This is a genomic window from Micromonospora sp. NPDC050200, assembly GCF_040656135.1.
In the GTDB taxonomy this organism is placed as follows: domain Bacteria; phylum Actinomycetota; class Actinomycetes; order Mycobacteriales; family Micromonosporaceae; genus Micromonospora.
In genome coordinates, this window is the sequence record NZ_JBFALG010000047.1 from 1 (window position 1) to 16,632 (window position 16,632).

Annotated in this window: 18 protein-coding genes and 1 pseudogene; 9 read left to right on the top strand and 10 right to left on the bottom strand. The window is 69.8% G+C overall.

Features of this window, described 5'->3' with window-relative positions:
* Positions 1-29 precede the first annotated feature (29 nt).
* The 3 genes from AB0I41_RS25730 to AB0I41_RS25740 form a co-directional block, all read right to left on the bottom strand.
* Positions 30-194: a hypothetical protein gene (locus AB0I41_RS25730; protein ID WP_357112475.1), complete on the bottom strand. Its 165-nt coding sequence runs from the start codon at positions 192-194 to the stop codon at positions 30-32.
* Positions 195-198: 4 nt separating this feature from the next.
* Positions 199-948, bottom strand: coding sequence for a DUF4386 domain-containing protein (locus tag AB0I41_RS25735; RefSeq protein ID WP_357112478.1), 750 nt, complete (start codon positions 946-948; stop codon positions 199-201).
* A 68-nt stretch (positions 949-1,016) separates the two neighbouring features.
* On the bottom strand, positions 1,017-1,982 hold the full coding sequence (locus tag AB0I41_RS25740; RefSeq protein WP_357112586.1) for an NAD(P)-dependent alcohol dehydrogenase: 966 nt from the start codon (positions 1,980-1,982) through the stop codon (positions 1,017-1,019).
* 142 nt (positions 1,983-2,124) lie between these two features.
* Between AB0I41_RS25740 and AB0I41_RS25745 the strand changes: the two genes are divergently transcribed.
* The gene (locus AB0I41_RS25745) at positions 2,125-2,799 is read left to right on the top strand and encodes a TetR/AcrR family transcriptional regulator (protein ID WP_357112481.1); all 675 of its coding nucleotides are present in this window, start codon (positions 2,125-2,127) and stop codon (positions 2,797-2,799) included.
* A gap of 503 nt (positions 2,800-3,302) precedes the next feature.
* Positions 3,303-4,184: a hypothetical protein gene (locus AB0I41_RS25750; protein ID WP_357112484.1), complete on the top strand. Its 882-nt coding sequence runs from the start codon at positions 3,303-3,305 to the stop codon at positions 4,182-4,184.
* Between the two features lie 106 nt (positions 4,185-4,290).
* Here AB0I41_RS25750 and AB0I41_RS25755 read toward each other — a convergent pair whose 3' ends face one another.
* Positions 4,291-4,785 carry a GNAT family N-acetyltransferase gene (locus AB0I41_RS25755; protein WP_357112487.1) on the bottom strand — a complete coding sequence of 165 codons (495 nt, stop codon included), beginning with the start codon at positions 4,783-4,785 and terminating at the stop codon, positions 4,291-4,293.
* A 448-nt stretch (positions 4,786-5,233) separates the two neighbouring features.
* On the opposite strand from AB0I41_RS25755, the gene AB0I41_RS25760 reads away from it, so the two are divergent.
* The 3 genes and pseudogenes from AB0I41_RS25760 (at position 5,234) to AB0I41_RS25770 (ending at position 6,572) form a co-directional block, all read left to right on the top strand.
* Complete coding sequence (locus AB0I41_RS25760) at positions 5,234-5,695, top strand: hypothetical protein (RefSeq protein WP_357112490.1); 462 nt, start codon at positions 5,234-5,236, stop codon at positions 5,693-5,695.
* A pseudogene (locus AB0I41_RS25765) lies at positions 5,602-5,817 on the top strand (LuxR C-terminal-related transcriptional regulator); the annotation flags it as partial. The gene AB0I41_RS25760 and the pseudogene AB0I41_RS25765, both read left to right, overlap by 94 nt.
* Before the next feature lie 245 nt (positions 5,818-6,062).
* Complete coding sequence (locus AB0I41_RS25770; protein WP_357112493.1) at positions 6,063-6,572, top strand: PadR family transcriptional regulator; 510 nt, start codon at positions 6,063-6,065, stop codon at positions 6,570-6,572.
* A gap of 136 nt (positions 6,573-6,708) precedes the next feature.
* On the opposite strand, the gene AB0I41_RS25775 is transcribed toward AB0I41_RS25770, so the two are convergent.
* The gene (locus AB0I41_RS25775; protein WP_357112496.1) at positions 6,709-7,113 is read right to left on the bottom strand and encodes a hypothetical protein; all 405 of its coding nucleotides are present in this window, start codon (positions 7,111-7,113) and stop codon (positions 6,709-6,711) included.
* 556 nt (positions 7,114-7,669) lie between these two features.
* Here AB0I41_RS25775 and AB0I41_RS25780 point away from each other — a divergent pair.
* Entirely contained in the window at positions 7,670-8,965 is a 1,296-nt protein-coding gene (locus tag AB0I41_RS25780; protein ID WP_357112499.1) for an MFS transporter, read from the top strand.
* A 170-nt stretch (positions 8,966-9,135) separates the two neighbouring features.
* On the opposite strand, the gene AB0I41_RS25785 is transcribed toward AB0I41_RS25780, so the two are convergent.
* Entirely contained in the window at positions 9,136-9,588 is a 453-nt protein-coding gene (locus tag AB0I41_RS25785; RefSeq protein ID WP_357112501.1) for a pyridoxamine 5'-phosphate oxidase family protein, read from the bottom strand.
* A gap of 500 nt (positions 9,589-10,088) precedes the next feature.
* Here AB0I41_RS25785 and AB0I41_RS25790 point away from each other — a divergent pair, with 500 nt between their 5' ends.
* The gene (locus AB0I41_RS25790) at positions 10,089-10,331 is read left to right on the top strand and encodes a hypothetical protein (protein WP_357112504.1); all 243 of its coding nucleotides are present in this window, start codon (positions 10,089-10,091) and stop codon (positions 10,329-10,331) included.
* A gap of 101 nt (positions 10,332-10,432) precedes the next feature.
* Here the strand turns inward: AB0I41_RS25790 and AB0I41_RS25795 are convergent, their stop codons facing one another.
* Both AB0I41_RS25795 and AB0I41_RS25800 read right to left on the bottom strand, forming a co-directional pair.
* Positions 10,433-11,935 carry an FAD-dependent monooxygenase gene (locus AB0I41_RS25795; protein WP_357112506.1) on the bottom strand — a complete coding sequence of 501 codons (1,503 nt, stop codon included), beginning with the start codon at positions 11,933-11,935 and terminating at the stop codon, positions 10,433-10,435.
* A 340-nt stretch (positions 11,936-12,275) separates the two neighbouring features.
* A complete protein-coding gene (locus AB0I41_RS25800) occupies positions 12,276-12,803 on the bottom strand; it encodes a TetR family transcriptional regulator (RefSeq protein WP_357112508.1) in 528 nt (175 codons plus the stop codon).
* Here AB0I41_RS25800 and AB0I41_RS25805 point away from each other — a divergent pair.
* Positions 12,764-13,006 carry an SDR family NAD(P)-dependent oxidoreductase gene (locus AB0I41_RS25805; protein WP_357112510.1) on the top strand — a complete coding sequence of 81 codons (243 nt, stop codon included), beginning with the start codon at positions 12,764-12,766 and terminating at the stop codon, positions 13,004-13,006. The genes AB0I41_RS25800 and AB0I41_RS25805 overlap by 40 nt on opposite strands.
* A gap of 35 nt (positions 13,007-13,041) precedes the next feature.
* Positions 13,042-13,737, top strand: a complete 696-nt coding sequence (locus AB0I41_RS25810; RefSeq protein WP_357112513.1) for an SDR family NAD(P)-dependent oxidoreductase — start codon at positions 13,042-13,044, stop codon at positions 13,735-13,737.
* Positions 13,738-13,880: 143 nt separating this feature from the next.
* Here the strand turns inward: AB0I41_RS25810 and AB0I41_RS25815 are convergent, their stop codons facing one another.
* A complete protein-coding gene (locus AB0I41_RS25815; RefSeq protein ID WP_357112516.1) occupies positions 13,881-14,381 on the bottom strand; it encodes a DUF456 domain-containing protein in 501 nt (166 codons plus the stop codon).
* An 85-nt stretch (positions 14,382-14,466) separates the two neighbouring features.
* On the bottom strand, positions 14,467-16,632 hold the full coding sequence (locus AB0I41_RS25820) for an EAL domain-containing protein (protein WP_357112519.1): 2,166 nt from the start codon (positions 16,630-16,632) through the stop codon (positions 14,467-14,469).

Sequence of the window (16,632 nt, forward strand, 5' to 3'; positions counted from 1 at the left end):
GGTCGCTGAACCATCTACCGGAGACCTCTTCAGTTATCGATCACCGCCACGCCGTGACCTTCACCGGCAACCACACCTTTTGAAACACGCCTTAGACGGGCCAGGCCCAGGGCGGTCGCTTTGCCGATGCCTCGGGTTGCGCCGGTGATCAGCACCGTCCTGCCGGCCATCGGACCCCTGTCGGTCAGCCCCATGCCGTCACGAACCCTGGGCATGCGGCTGGGTGCGGACGCCCTTGACCAGAAGCCAGACGCCGAACGTCAGCTCAAACAGCGCGTCGGGGATGAGGAGGACCAGGCTGACGTGGCTGCCGAAGATCTCGGCGACGGCGCCCGTGAAGTGGATCACGTACCCGACCGCGCCCCACGCCGCCAGAAACCGGGGAACCAGGCGGGTTCGGTAGAGCAGGACGCACAGGAAGAACGCTCCGAACGCGAGCCCCGCCTGGCCAATCTGGTACGCCATCGTGTTGGAGTCCACCGCGAGCGAGCCCAGGGTCCGGGCTAGCTCTGTGCTGACCTGCCCTGCATCGAGCTGCTCTGACAACGGGATGAGCGAGAGGAGACAGAGGGCGCCGACTGCCAGCAGGGCGACCTCGAAGACCATCGCGGACAGATAGGTCAGGGCGGTCCGCTTGCTGTGCTTCTCCAGGATTGGGAAGAACAAGACGGCCTTGCCGATGTCGACGGCGGTGTTCAACAGCATGAGGCAGGCGCCGAGGACCAGGGTGGCCTGGTGAGCGGAGACGCTGATGACTAAGTCGGGCGTGTCCACCACGGAGCTGACCAGGGCGAAGCCAACTCCATACGTGACGAACCCTGCCAGGAAGAGTGACCCGATCAGGCGTCCGTAAGTCGTGCCGGTGTCGCTTGCCGAGCCTGCAGCGGCGGGCGGTGCAACAGCGGCGTGCTGGTCGGGCAACGGCGGGCCACTGGTTGTCGCGGTCATGGGTTGCTTCTCTCAGGCGGTGTGGACGGGTGGTGGGAGATCGTCTTGTCGGTGAGGTGCCCGGGGGGTTAGACGGTGATCGCGACCTTGCCGCGGACCTGGCCCCTCTCGAGCAGCCGCATGGCGTTGGGCGCCTCGTCGAGCGGGTAGCTGCGGTCCATGCTCGGGATGACCTTGCCAGCCTCGATCAGCTCGGTGAGCCGCTCAAGGTCGGTGGCGCGCTCCTTGGCCATGAACAGCGCCAGACGCTGCCGCAGGAATGGTGAGGCCAGCGCTCCGCGCAGCTGCCTGCCCATGCCGGTCAGGCTTCCGCCGTTCTCACCACCGACGAAGACGGCCGTCCCTCGTGGTTCGAGTGCTCGCCGCAGCCGCCTCACCGACGGGCTTCCTCCGATGTCGAGGATCAGGTCGTAGCGACGACTGCCGTCGGCAAAGTTTTCGCGGGTGTAGTCGATGACGCGGTCGGCACCGAGGGAAGTCACCAGGTCGAGCTTCGAAGTGCTGCACACTCCGGTGACTTCCGCCCCGAATGCCCTCGCCAGCTGTACCGCGTAGGTCCCGACGCCGCCGGATGCGCCGAGAATCAGCACGGACTGACCTGCCTGCACCCTCCCGACGTCGAGGAGCGCCTGCAGCGCCGTGCCGGCCGACACGGGAACGACCGCAGCCTGGGCGAAGGACAGGTTCACCGGCTTCCGGGCGAGCTTGTCCTCCCGCGCGACGGCGTACTCGGCGAAGGACCCGGGAGCGATCCCGTACACCTCGTCTCCGACCGCGAACCGTGTCACCTGCGAGCCGACCCTCGCTACCGTGCCGGCCACGTCACGGCCGGACACCGGGTTCTTCGGTCTCCGCAGCCCGAAGCCGAGCCGCATCACATAGGGCTTGCCCGTCATCAGGTGCTCCGTGCCGCGGTCGAGACCGGCCGCGCGCACCCGCACGAGCACCTCGTGGTCTGCGATCACAGGACGGGCGACTCGGGCCAGCCGCAGGACCTCCGAGCTGCCGTAGCGGTCCTGGATGACCGCCCTCATCGTCGTCGGCGTCGCCGTGGTCGGGGTCGGGGTCGTCATAGTGGTCCCCTCCAGAAGCCAGCTTGGAGATCCGTACTTAGTACGAATACGCTAACGTACTTTGTACGAAGGTGCCCCTAGCACGAACGGACAAGGAATATGAATGTCTGAGCCAGTCAGCGAGGGCGGCCGGCGGCGAGCGCGGCTGACCCGCGAGCGCGTCCTACAGGGCGCGCTGTCGGTAGCCGACTCCGGCGGTTTGGGGTCGCTCACGATCCGCTCCCTCGCCAAAGAGCTCGGCGTCAAGCCGATGTCGGTCTACCACCACGTCGCCAACAAGGACGAAATCCTCGACGCGCTCGTCGACATCGTCTTCGGCGAGATCGAGCTTCCGGTTTCTGGCCGTGACTGGCGGTCCGAGCTGCGGAGGCGAGCTCACTCGGCCCGCCAGGTCCTAGCGCGACACCGCTGGGCCATCGGTCTGCTGGAGTCGAGGAGCAGCCCGGGGCCTGCCAATCTGCGCCACCACGACACCGTCATCGCCACCCTGCGCGAAGCCGGGTTCTCGGCCGAGATGACGGCGCACGCCTACGCGCTGATCGACAGCTACGTCTACGGCTTCGCACTTCAAGAGGCCGCCCTCCCGTTCGAGGGCCCAGAGAGCGTCGGCGAAGTGGCGGAACCGATCATGGAGGTGATGGCCGCGGGAGAGTACCCGCATCTCGTCGAGATGGCGACCTCGTACTACATGCAGCCCGGCTACGACTTCGGCGACGAGTTCCGGTTCGGGCTCGACCTCATTCTCGACGGGCTCGAAAGGTCGCTCGGCCTGGGATGAGTACCGCTCGCGCGACGGGCATCACCGCGAACGTCCGATCATGCCGCTGGTCGGGCGTCGGCTACGTTGCATAGACGAGCATGAGGTGGATCTTGTTGGTGCGGGCGGAGGTCCCGCTACGTGCCGCGTGACACGAATCAGCTCTTCGACGTCGTGAAGAAGTTGCGCAGAGCCCGCCCACGCGTTGCGGATCCCCGTCGACCCGAGTGCCTTGACACCGAAGGCGTGTCGCAGGTCGATGCAATCAACGCGGCGACGGTTACGGCATTCGAGGACGGGCGACGGCAAGCACAGCGTCACAGCAAGGATCGGTAACTCGTCCCTCCACATCAGCAAGCACAATCGGCCTCTGTGTGTCGTCGGGATTGCACAGGCCGTCGGCCTGGACCGCACACCGACGGCATCCTCTTCTGCCGCGATCAGCGCGCTACACAGAGTCATGGCGGGCCGGCGCGGGTCGTGCACGGACGTGCCGAGATCCGGATACTGCGACAATCACTGGGGTGAGCAGCGGTGAGCACCGTTCACCTATCGGTAGCTTGGAGCGCGCAGGTGGTGTGTTCGAGGACGACGCGCTCATCGACCAGGTCAATCGGGCGCTACGGAGCATGTGGTCGCGTCTGGAGTCGCTGTCCAGGAGCGACGAGTTCTGGTCTGGCACTAACCATCACGCTACGCGGTACAAGGTGGAAGATTTCGCCGGCAGATGTGTCAGCCGGAATCCGTCGGACGAGACAGCTCGCTGGGCTCTGGTCGGCTTGTCGATGCAGGCTGGCTCGTTCAGCGGACTACATCTACTCGCTGAGGAGGCCCCGACGCGTGACGGGGCGGTGTTCGACCTGATCGCGGTGGCTGAGTGGGTGTGGCTCGAGGTCGGCCTCGACCCGGGAGCCGATCTTGAGCGTGCCCTGCTACGAGCCGACCCGGCTGTTTTGAAGCGATTGGCGGAACCGCCCGGCGGGCGTGTCGGGCGGGCGGCGGCCGCCGCCTTGGCGTTCCTCGGCGGGTGGTCGTTTGCTGAGGCGATCGGCCGCCGACGGTGGGAAATGTTCGTGCATGCTTTGGTGGTTTCGGGGAGAAGCAGCAGCGATCTGGCGGTCGTGAGTGAGGCGTTGATCGTGGCCGGCGAGCACACGCTTGCTGCTGCGCGGGAGTGGCTGGCCAACGATGCATCAGCTGTCGTCGACTTGGTCGATGCGGCTCATTGGTGGTCGGTGTATCGCGATGCCGACGTAACGGACCGGCTTCGGGAGCTGCTCGAAGCTGTATCCCGACGTGACCTCGAGCAGCTTGTCGGTGATCGGGAAGACAGGGCGGCCTCATCGCTACGAACTGCGCTCCTCATCCTCGACGGTCACGGACTCACGTCACGTCCAGACACGTGAGTCCGACGAGACCGCCCGGTCGCGCGTCCGCATCTGCCGCGATACGGTTGCCCGCCGGAAGTCGTGGTATCCGGTGGCGGCGCACCCCCGATCGAGGGTCGGACCGCTAAGGAATGAGGCTCTTGGCCATGATGTGCTCCCGACGCAGGCCGTCGGGCATGAGGTCGCCGGGCTCACCCGTGTCGCGGAAGCCGTTGCGCTGGTAGAGCGCCCAGGCGTTCTTGTTGCCCTCCACCACGGCCAGCCGCAGCGTCCCCGCGCCCACCTGCCGGGCCCACTTCTCGACCGCCCGCACGAGGTGGTCGCCCACGCCCCGGCCCCGTCCTACCGGCGTTACGTACATCGAGATCAGCTCGATGACGCCGTCCAGATCGGTCGGCACCCCGCTGGCCATCCCGACGGGCTGCCCGTCGAGCATCGCCACCACGTTGTACGAGCCGGGGATGGCCAGCCGCCCGCGCCAGCGTTCCTCACGGTCGCCGTCACCCTGCCAGTCCGCCAGTTGGGAGCCGAAGGCGTACGCCGCTTCTACCAGCGCGGCGAGCCGCAGTTCCCTCCAGATCTTCCAATCGCCCTCGTTGAGCACCCGGGTTTCGATCACCTTGCGAAGGCTGCCGCAGGTATGGGGACCAGGCAACCCAGTTCCCGCGGTAGCCGGCCCGGCTACGGCACCGTGACCACGACGCCCGGCTCGGCCACGTCGACCGGCCCGCCGTACGCCTGCCGAGCGGCCGCGACAGCGGCCTGCTACGACAGGCCGCCAGCGCCTCGTGGCGCACACCGCGCCACTTCCGTTCCTCGCCGCTGCGCGGCTCCGGTGCGGGTCGGCTTGCTACCGATGCCGTGACGCACGCTGCTCGCGTGCGGCGCTCCTGCGGTCCCCGGTCCCAGGAACGGGTGTCTCGCCCGCGCGAGGGAGGCGCTAATCCGTGCGGGGGAGGCGCCGGGTGCTGGCAAGATCGCCCGGCGGGGCGATCTCTTCGAGGCGGCGAAACGGCAGGCTCAATCACGTCGAACACACGACGGAAGCACCCCAAGGAGACACCGCCATGCAGTTCCGTCCTGCCTTTATCGCCGCTCCCGTCCTGGTCATGGGCTATGGGATAATCCGTCTCATCGACGGCCTGGACGGCACTCGTGGCCCCGGCCCGGCCTGGACCATCGGGCACCTCGCGTTCCTCGGTGCGCTCATCGCGTTCATCTCTGCGTTCTGGCAGATGCGGCGCATGGTCGGCGGCCGGGTCCTGGCGACGGTGAGCGCCACGGCCGGCACCCTCGGCGCGCTGGCGCTGATCGCCCAGTTCTCGATCGACCTCGGAGCCGGCTTTCTGGCCACCGACAATTACGGCATGAGCATGATCATCAACCAGGTGCGCGCCACCGGACCGGTGCGCCCCGACTGGCCGACGCGCCCGACGCCCGCCTCGACGTGCTCACCGCCCGCGAGCGGGAGACCCTGCACCTGCTGGGTCGAGGCCTGTCCAACGCGGAGATCGCCGAGACCCTGGTAGTGAGCGAGCACACCGTGAAGACCCACGTCAGTAACGTGTTGACCAAACTCGGCCTCCGAGACCGCGCCCAGGCGGTGATCTGCGCCTATGAGACCGGCCTGATCACCGCCGGCGAGAACTGAGCAGCTTCCCGGACCGGGTATTCACGGTCAGGACATGGAACGTCGACGGGGCGGCTGTCAGCTCACCCGACCGAGCCCGTGCAGGTAGACCCGAGTGGGTTCGGCGCCGGGGAGTTCCACCCAGCGGATCGCCGTGCCATCTGGCCGCACCTGGGCGCCGCGCATCACTTACCTCCTGACCGATACCTCGTGTTCGAGGTATCACGTTGTCGAGGTAAGCTAGCACGGTGTTGGAGTTCGCGATAATGGGCTTCCTGGCCGACACCCCGCTGCACGGGTACGAGCTGCGCAAACGCGTGGCTGCACTCACCGGCCACGTCCGGCCGATCGCAGACGGGACGCTGTACCCGACGATCAAACGCATGGAACGTGCGGACTTGCTGCGTCGCGACGTGCAGGCTGGCCAGGTGGCGGCACCACGGCACGTGCTGATCCTGAGCCCGGCCGGACACGCGGAGTTGCTGCGTCAGCTCCGCACACCCGACGAGCTGTTCATCACCGACGAGAACCGCTGGTTCACGCTGCTGGCCTTCCTGCACCATCTCGACGACCCAGCAGCCCAAGGAGCCGTGCTGCACCGCCGGCTCAGTTTCCTCACCCAGCCGGCGAGCTTCTTCTGGGACGGCGACCGACCACTGCGCGCCGACGACTTTCCCGACGACCCCTTCCGCCGAGGACTGTTCCGCATCGCCACCGCCACCAGCCGCACCGAGATCGCCTGGCTGCGGGAAATGCTGACGTCACTCACGCGGTGACCACCCGGACCGACTTCGGTAGGCCGACCGTCCGCAGCCCATACCAACGCGCACATCTGCCGCGAGTCTCGCGGTCTCGCCGACCGGCCGGATCTGCCGAAGAGCGGATGTTGCCGGTTGGACAGATGCCCGTCCTTCAGCAGGGCGGAGGGGGCGCTACGACGTGCCGCAGGGAGTATTCAATACTGGCGTAGGCCCCGCCCTGCGAGGCGGCGGCGTCGATTGGGACGTCCGAACCGGGCGCCTTCGCGGCACAACTTTCCGCGTCGTCTACTGGCAGATAGCCGAGCTGTGCCCCGGCGCCGGTATCCCAGAACCTGCGGGTGTTGGCCGAAACGGCATAGGCGGCCACGAAGTGAACGTCAGACGCCGTGATAGCCGCACGGATGAAGCCGACGCCGTCGCGCAGACTCAACCACGTTGCCAGATGTCGGGCCTCGGTCGGCTCGTCCTCAAAACTGCCGATCCGTAGGCACACCACCGACAGCCCGAACCTGTCAGCGTACAGACGCCCGAGTGCTTCGACGGCAACCTTGCTCACCCCGTAGAACCCGTCCGGCCGAACCGGCGCGTCCGGTACGACAACCTGCCCGACCGGGTAGAAGCCGGTGACACGGTTGCTACTCGCCAGGACACACCCTCCAGCGCAGCAACTACCGGATCCAGGTCTGCCAGATCCAGTTGGATCGCCCGCTTCATGCCGAGATGAGTGCGCCGAAGTCGGCTGCCGACGCCCAGCAGATGGCACAAATCACGAGCAGCCGCAGGGATAGCGCCTGAACCGCGGTGAGCGACCTTGGCATCTCGGTCGAATGTGGTGCGCTTGACGTCATCGGGTATCCACGAGCTCGGTTCCGCAGCCCATCCGTGGTCGTCTGCCGCACCGCCTTTTCTGCTCTTGAGAGAATGGCTCGACCGAAGCGCACTGAAAGCCGATCATCACGGGTGTCCCTTGCACCACCCGCGCGTGAGCCACCGCCGCCGTTCCACCCTGCGGGCTCGGGCACCTCAGCCACGAGGGCGTCGTGGGGGCCGATCGGCTTGGCGTCCTCGAGCTGCTCCACGTTGATCGTTGTCCTGTTCCGGATGGAGGACTGATGCTGGCTCCGCTGCGGTATGGCGCGTTCCGATACCTGGCTGCTGGCCGGCTGGTCAACATGCTGGGCAACGGTGTCGCTCCCATCGCGCTGGCCTTCGCCGTGCTCGATCTGACCGGCTCGGTGCGCGACCTGGGCCTGGTGGTCGGCGCGAGATCGCTGATGGCCGTGCTGTTCGTGCTCTTCGGCGGGGTGGTGGCAGACCGGATTCCGCGCCGGCTGGTGCTGGTCGGCTCCAATGTGCTGGGTGCGCTGACCCAGGCGGCGGTGGCCGCCCTGGTGCTCACCGGCACGGCGACGATCCCGCTGCTGCTGGCGCTCGGTGCGGCCAACGGCATCGTGAGCGCCCTGTCCCAGCCAGCCTCGGCCGCCGCGACGCCGCAGACCGTGCCGCCGGAGCTGATCCAGCCGGCCAACGCAATCATCCGGCTCGGCATCAACGCGGCCATGATCGGTGGCGCTGCGCTCGGCGGCCTCCTGGTGGCCGCCGTCGGGCCCGGGTGGGGCCTCGCCATCGACGCGCTCACCTTCGCTGTCGCGGCTGTCGCGTTTACCGGAGTCCGGGTCGCTGCCTCGCCGGCGAAGAGCACCCGCACGAGCATCGTCGCCGACCTCCGGGAGGGCTGGACGGAATTCACCGCGCGGACCTGGGTCTGGGTGGTGGTGCTCGGCTTCATGATCCTCAACGCGGCCCTCGCTGGCGGTGTGAACGTGCTCGGCCCGGCCGTCGCGGACGAGACGATCGGCCGTAGCGCCTGGGGCGTGGTGTTGGCGGCGGAAACCGCCGGAATGGTCGTGGGCGGCTTGATCGCCCTGCGGATCCGGGTGCGCCGGCTACTGCTGCTCGGGGTGGCCTGCATGTTCGCCGAGTCGTTCCTGCTGTTGGGGCTGGCCCTGGCACCCACCATCGTCGTGCTGTTGTCGGCCGGAGTGGCGGTCGGCATCGCCGTCGAACAGTTCGCGGTGGCCTGGGACACGTCGATCGCGCAGCACATCCCGGCCGACCGACTGGCCCGCGTCTACTCCTACGACATGTTGGGGTCATGGGTCGCCATCCCACTCGGCCAGATCGCGGTCGGACCGGTCGCCGCGGCGATCGGCACCCGCGACACGCTGCTGATCCTGGCGACCTTGGTGGTGCTCTCGGTCCTCGGCATGCTGGCCAGCCGGGACGTCCGCCGGCTGAAGGCGGTAGCCCCCGCCCGCGCCGCCGACGCAGCCCAGACCGAGTCAGCCGACGGCGGACCGAGCGACAGCCCCACCACGAAGCCCACCGAACCAGCCGCCCGCGCCTGACCCGGCGGCGGACTTCCTCGATGCCAGCCGCACCCTCAGTTCGAAGAGCAGGATCAGCCGCCGCCATGTACTGCGGCTCACTCTTCTGCCGCCATGCGCGCGAACCGTGTAGTGAATCTTCAAGCTGTCTGCCCGCTGTCTGCGAACGAGTTCGTACCCGGTAGTAGCAGTCAGTCCAGCCAGCGGCCATCACGCATCAGGTCGCGGCCGGCGAGCTCGTTCTCCTCCCGCCATGCCTGTATCCGTCGAGGTGTCACGCGGAAGTACGCGTAGCGGGTCTTACTTCCCCGCGCATCCCAGAGTTTCGCGGCGAATGCGTCGGCCAGATCGGCTGGCACAGTTTCGCGCGAGAACGTCTCGACGGTGCCGTCGACGAGCACCACGTCGCGGGTCGGGCCGACCGACAGCCGTACCCGTCCTGAGGAACGCAAGTTTCGCCCGGTCGGGCTGGACTCGGCTGTCGCCAAGATGAACGCTGCGCCGTCCCAGAGGAAGGACAGCGGCACCAGGTAGGCGTTGCCGTCCCGGTCCGCTGAGGCCACCCATGCGTCCAGGTCGTGGTCAAGGCGGGCCAGGGTGTCCTGCTTACGTTGCTGCAGGGTGCGCGGCGGTTCGGGTACCACGTCAAATCCTCCTTCATGCATTTGCGGGGCTTGCGGTTCTCCCGCCCGATAGGCGCCCCAAGCAAGGATCGGTGTTAAAGCGCACTTGAACGCAAGCGCCAACGCCTGGACCTCCGAGGCGGTCGCCGGTCGGGCTCACGGCGGCCTTTTCAGAACGAACCGACCGCTCATGCCGCGGACAACGCGCGGACTCCTCTGCGCGGCTGTCACTTCAGGCATGCTTCCTGCCTGAAAGTGATCTTGATTCGGTCGAGTGGTCCCGACGATCAACAGCCGGACTTGCCCTGTCCGAGACCGACAGACGAGGTCAGGACAAGTTCTCGTACACCCACTCCCGGGACCTCGTGAATGCCGTGACGGGATCGCCAACGTAGTTCCAGGGCCACTCGCTGACGTGGTCACCGAGCAGTTCGAAGACCCGCGCTGTCCCGTCGAACTCGTGGGCCAACTCCAGAGCCAGCGCGAACGCCGTCCCCCGGGAACCCCGCCAGGCCTACTAAATGCTGCTGACGAGCCAGCTGCTGCTGCTCGAGCCGCACTGGCTGACCAGCCGCCCCACCGCAAAGGTCCTCGGTAACATCCCCCGGCCGCTGCTGTCGGTCGTGGACGTCAAGCGTGCCGCCATGACCTCGGTGACGCTGTCGATCGGCGGCGAGGGCAAGGGCTGCTGGTCAAGGACCCCGGCGTTGGACAAGGAGGGCGCCGAGTCGCTGCTCAAGGCGTTCGAGGGGACCCACGTCTGACCGACTGATGTGGCGAGCCGACGATGCTGCCACGGCGAGGGGCCGGCAGGGGGAACCCGGCGCACGTCTTGCCGGGGCAGTCAACCCGTTGCGGCAGTCACTCATCGCAGGATTCCGCGAAGGAAACGGTCCGGGCGTACTGCGGTGACGGTGCCGGGAATGCCGTTGAGGAGCCCGTCGAGGTCGCTGATTGGCAGGCAGCCGGGTGCCAGGTCCGGGTGTTGCAGGGCCAGGACGACCGCGTCTTGGGGGATCGTGTCGGTGACGGCGCGGGGGTCGCATCGGTGTCCGATGTACGCCCACCGGTAGCCGATGACCTCGTCGAGCCGGACGGGTGCGCCGCCCGCGACGCTGACGCGCGGGTTGGGCAGGACATGACCAGCCTCGGGCAGCGGTCCGGCGAGGCTGCGCGGAAGCCGTCGCGGTGGCAAGGGTCGACCACCCAGGCGCGGGCGCAGCCCGGGCACTGCGGCCGCCGTGCGGACCAGCCCGCGGATCAGCCGTGATGCCGCGCGGTTGCGGGTCTGCACCAGCCGGCCGATGCGCAATGCCAGCGCAGTGGTACGTCCGACATCGGGCCGGCGTTCGCGCTCGTAGCCGTCGAGCAGGTCGGGACCGCTGACACCGCCGATGACATCGGCGAGGCGCCAGGCCAGGGCGACAGCGTCGCGGATTCCCATGCCGAGACCGAGGCCGGCGAACGGCGGGATGGTGTGGGCGGCGTCACCGGCGAGCAGAATCCGCCCGGCGCGCCACCGGTCGGCCATCCTGGCATGGAAAGTGAACACGGCCGCCCGCTGGATCTCCAGTGCTGCGGGATCCACCCAGGCAGCGACCAGCGACCGCACCACCTCAGGCGTGGTCATGGTCGCCGGGTCCTCGCCGGGCAGCACCATCCACTCCCACCGCCACCGGTCACGCTCGGACATGGCCACGGCGGGACGCGCGGGGTCGAGCACGAAGGCGACGGTCGCGACGCCGTCCGTGGCGCCGCCCACGCCGCGAATGCCGCTGGCCCCGGGCCGCGTCGCGGCATCGACGACCAGCCAGGGCTGTGCGAACGTGTCACCAGGAAAACCGATGCCGGCAGCGGCGCGGACAGCGCTGGCGGAACCGTCGCAGCCCACCAGCCACCGCGCGGTCAGCCGCCGTCCATCATCGAGCACCGCGGTGACGCGTTCGCCGTCCGGTTCCACGGTACGCACGCTGCGCCCGGCCAATACATCAACGCAGCCGGTGCCGGCAATGACCGTACGCAGCCCTGCCTCCAGCGCGGGCTGGTCAATGCGGACGATCTGCGGATGGCCGAACGCCCGCGCCGTGTGTTCGATCATGAACAGCGGCTGATGATCCGGACCGACTGCACCGTTGCGGGCCAGCGGCGTCGCCCATCGCTCCAGCGGCGGCATGCCAGGCAGGGTGGCCAAGACCCGGATCCCCTCGACATCGAGCACGGCGGCCCGCGGCTTCGGATACGGCCGCTCGTTGGGCTCGACCACCACCGTCGGAACTCCCCGCGCGCCCAGCAGCGCCGCCAGCACACCACCAACCGGCCCTAGGCCCGCCACGACGACCGACGCGTCCGGATCCTCCCTCGTGTCCACACACCCCTCCCTGTCGCCACCGGCGCCCGCAAGCGCTGCCTGACCGCACGGACGACGAACACCGCCCCCACGGCCCATGCGCCCCACCCGACCCCGTGCGCGCTCGTGCCCATTGTCGGCCCACCTTCGCGCACCTGACATCATGCCGCGATCCGAGCGCAACGCCCGGCGAGCAGGCCACGCTTGTCACCGTGCATCGCGAGATCGTCGATCGCTGGTTCGTGCAGGCGACAGCAGAGCCGGATGTGGGAACGGTCGGCGCCGGACCCGGGGATCTCGATTCCGGCGGCACGGTTTCCGGCGAGCGTGCCTCCGTGGCGGGCTGTCGGTCAGGTGCTGCTCAGCCGGCGCCGTGCGACCCGGTAGGCGCGTCGAGGGCTGGGGCCACGACGGCGAACGCCCGGTCGGTCAGCTCGGCGAGGCGCTGCTCGTCGTCTCCCGGCCGCCACTGCTGAAGCACGGTGTCGAACGCCAGCAGGGCCATCCCGGCGGCCATTCGCGGGTAGGGGTCGGTGTCCGGGTCGAGGCTACGGCGCGCGGCTAGTTCGACGGTCAGCCCGGCGCGCCACTGGATCTGGCGTTCCAGCCAGCGGGCCTGCAGGGCGGGGGTGTCCAGGATCAAACGGGCCACGATTCGGGCTCGCTCGGCGTGGTCGGCGTGGTCGGTGCAGGCGGCGAGCGGCACCCAGACGGCGTGGCGCAACGCGACCGACGGTGGCTCGGCGCGTGGCCGAGCGGCGAGTTCGGTGACGATGTCCGCGCCCATGTCGGCCAGGAACCGGACGACCACGTCCTCCTTCGACGCGAAGTAGCGGTTGAAGGTGCGTCGTGACATGCCGGCGGCCGCGACGATGTCGTCGACGGTCACCTGCTGATGGCTGGACCGCGGAACGGATTCCCGACCTGAACGGCCGTACCTTCGTCGTCACCGGAGCCACGAGCGGACTCGGCCTGGTCACCACCCGGGCGCTCGCCGCCCGCGGCGCGCGCGTGGTGCTGGCCGTCCGCGACGAGGAGAAGGGCCGCCGTGCGGCTGCCGGCATCGCCGCCGCCCGGCCCGCGCCGATTTAGAGGTACGGCGGGTCGACCTGGCCGACCTCGACTCGGTGCGGGAGTTCGCCGGCCGGATGCACGCCGAGCATCGCCGGGTGGACGTACTGATCAACAACGCTGGGGTGATGGCCCCGCCGCGCACCCTCAGTCCGCAGGGACACGAGGTGCAGTTCGCCACCAACCACCTCGGGCACTTCGCCCTCACCGGCCTCCTGCTCGAGCTGTTGCTGGCCGGCCGCGACCCGCGGGTGGTCACGGTCACCTCGGTCAACCACCGGCAGGCGAAGCTGCCCTTCGCCGACCCGACCGGCGAGCAGGGCTACTCCCCGATGGGCTTCTACAACACGTCCAAGCTGGCCAACGCGATCTTCGGCTGCGAGCTGCACCGCCGGCTCAGCGCCACGGCCAGCCCACTACGTAGCATCCTCGCCCACCCCGGCTACACCGCCACGAACCTGCAGACCAGCGCCACCACCCCGATCTGGCGGATACTGCTGGGCCGGATCGGCAACCCCCTGCTCGCCCAGCCGGTCGACCGCGGCGCCTGGCCGCAGCTGTTCGCCGCCACCGACCCCACGGCGCGGTCGGGCCAGCTCGTCGCCCCCGGCGGGCCGGCCGAGCTGCGCGGCCACCCCGCGCCGGGGAAACTGTCCGCGGCCGCGACCGACCCGGACCACTGCCGCCGCCTGTGGGAGCTGTCCGAACAGGCCACCGGCGTACGGTTCAGCTCGCTCCGGCCATCTGGCTGACCGGCCCGACGGCTCCCGCGTGTACTTGTCTGCCGCCGGGCGAGCGCACCGGGGCAGACGGCCCTCCGTCACCGTCCGCAAGGATGCCCTGCTGTCGCCGGCTCACGCCGAGGGCACTGCCTCCGCCCGGACCGGCCGCTGACTCAGGCGAACAGCAGGCCGGCAACCCAGAGGGCGGCGACGGCCAAGCCGGCCAGGAACTCCACCAGCATGGACAGCCCGGCCGCCTTCAGCGCCTGCACCGTCGCGGGCCAGGCCAGGCGGTTGTCCCCGAGCCGCAGCCGCTCGGCGCCGAACACCCCGCCGACGAAGCCGAGCACCAGCCCCACCACCGGGATCACGAAGAACCCCACCAGCCCGAGCAGGCCGCCGGCGAGCAGGGACGAGGTGGGCACGCCGGTCCGCTTCAGGTTCCGTCCTGGCCAGAGGTACTTGACCACCGTGCCACCGGCGACGACCACGGTGGCCGCGGCGAGCACCGCCCACCGGCCGGGCCCCGCCCCGCCGAAGAGCGCCCAGACCAGCACTCCGCCCCAGCAGAGCGGCAGCGCCGGCAGCCCGGGCACCACCACACCGGCCAGCCCGGCCAGGATGGCCAGCGCCGCCACCACCGACACCGCCGCCTGCGAGTCCGTCAGGCCCACGCCGCCACCTCCGCCCGTCGCCCCCGGGCCGACCCATCACCGGGGTACGGCCCACCCGGCTCGCGCCGGACCGCCACCGGAACGCTCACGCCGCCGCCTCTCCCCGCAGTCGGGCGGTTATCTCGTCCGCGGGCATCGGCGGGCCGAACCAGCACCCCTGCCCGGTGTCGCACCGCAGCGCCCGCAGCCGTTCGGCCTGGACGCCGGTCTCCACCGCCTCGGCGGTCACCGACAGCTCCAGCGCGTGCGCCAGCCGCACGAGCGCGTCCACGATGCGCTCGTCCCGGTGGTCGACCGGGGCGTCCGGGGCGTCGGCCCGGATGCCCTCGACGAACGGGCCGGCCAGCTTCAGGCAGTGGATCGGCAGCCGCCGCAGGTACGCCAGGTTGGAGTACCCGGTGCCGAAGTCGTCGATGGCCAGCCGGACGCCCAGCGCGGCGAGCCGACGCAGCGACCGCAGCGGCTCCCCGGCGGTGCCCATCACCGCGCTCTCGGTCAGCTCCAGCTGCAGCAGCTCCGCCGGCAGGCCCGTCCGGCTCAACGCGGTCGCCACGGTGTCGACGATCGTCGGCTCGTCGGCCTGCCGGGCGGCCAGGTTGACGCTCACCACCAGCCGCTGCGCCGGGAACTCGCGGTGCCAGGCCCGGGCGTCCCGGCAGGCCTGCCCCAGCACCCACTCGCCGAGGCGGACGATCAGGCCGGTCTCCTCGGCCAGCCCGATGAACCGGTCCGGCCCGATCAGGCCCAGCTCCGGGTGCCGCCAGCGGACCAGCGCCTCCACCGCCAGCATCTGTCCGTCCAGCAGCGAGACGATCGGCTGGTAGTGGACCACGAACTCGCCCCGGTCCAGGGCGGCCGGCAGGCCGGCGGCGAGCGCCGACCGGGCGATGTCGGCGGCACTGCGCTCCGGGTCGTACACCGCCCAGCGGCCCCGGCCCTCCGCCTTCGCCCAGTAGAGGGTGGTGTCGGCGGCCTTCATCAGCTCGGCGGCGCTGGTCTCCGCGGCCGGGCACTCCACCACGCCGACGCTGGCGGAGACCGCGAGCTGCTGGTCGCCGACCAGCACCGGGGCGGCCACCGCCGCCAGGGCCAGCTCGGCGACGCCGACGGCGTCGTCGAGCCCCTCGCCGCCGTCGACCAGGATGACGAACTCGTCGCCGCCCATCCGGGCGACCAGGTGGCCCTGCCCGGACACGCAGTCGGCCAGCCGGCGGGCGATGGTGATCAGCAGCCGATCGCCGAGGTCGTGGCCGAGGCTGTCGTTGACCGCCTTGAAGCCGTCCAGGTCCAGGAAGCAGACGCCGATCCGCTGCTCCGGGCCGGCGACGTCGAAGCACCGGCCCAGGGTCTCGAAGAACAGCGTCCGGTTGGGCAGGCCGGTCAGCGGGTCGTGCAGGGCCTGGAAGCGCAGCCGCTGCTGGAGTTCGTACCGCTCGGTGATGTCCTCGATCATGGCCACGGTGAACCGGGGGCGGCCGTCGTCGTGCCGGATCAGCGAGACCGCCAGCTCGGTCCAGACGACCGTGCCGTCCTTGCGGTGGTAGCGCTTCTCCACCCGGGCGTGGTCCTGCCTGCCTTCGATCAGCTCCTGGTACAGCTCCCACAGGCCAACGGCGTCGTCGGCGTGGAACAGCGACGCCACGTTGAGCTGCCGCAGCTCGTCGGTGCGGTAGCCGAGCATGTCGGCGAAGGACTGGTTGACCTCGATGATCTGCCCGTCGACACCGGCGATGCCGATGCCGATCGCCGCGCCGGTGAAGACCGCGCGGAAGCGGGCCTCGCTGTCGCGCAGCGCCCGCTCCACCGCGTCCCGGGCCTGCCAGGCCGAACGCGCGATGCGTTCCTGCTGGCTGAGGGTCCGGTTGCGCAGGGCGCGGGCGAACCCGGCCGCGAGCGCCCCCTGCAACGCCGCCACCCGGTCGGCGGCGTCGGCGCGGTGGGCCCGGACCGGCAGCACCTGCGCCAGGAACCGGTCACCGAGGGCGTGCACCGACCAGTCCAGGATCCGGGGCTCGGTGAGGTGCGCCTCCACCAGCCCCCGGCCCACGTCCTCCGCCGGGGTGGCGGCGAACTCCCCGGCCAGCACGGCCTGGCCCAGCCGTACGGTGTGCACGAGCAGCAGCCGCTCGGTCTCGTCCGCGCTCAGCGGCACGAAACCGAGCCGGCGCACCGCCCGGGCCCACTCGGCGGCGTACCGGTGGGCGCCAGGGCGGTCCAGGTCGTCCCCGCCGGGATCCGGGACGGCGGCCAT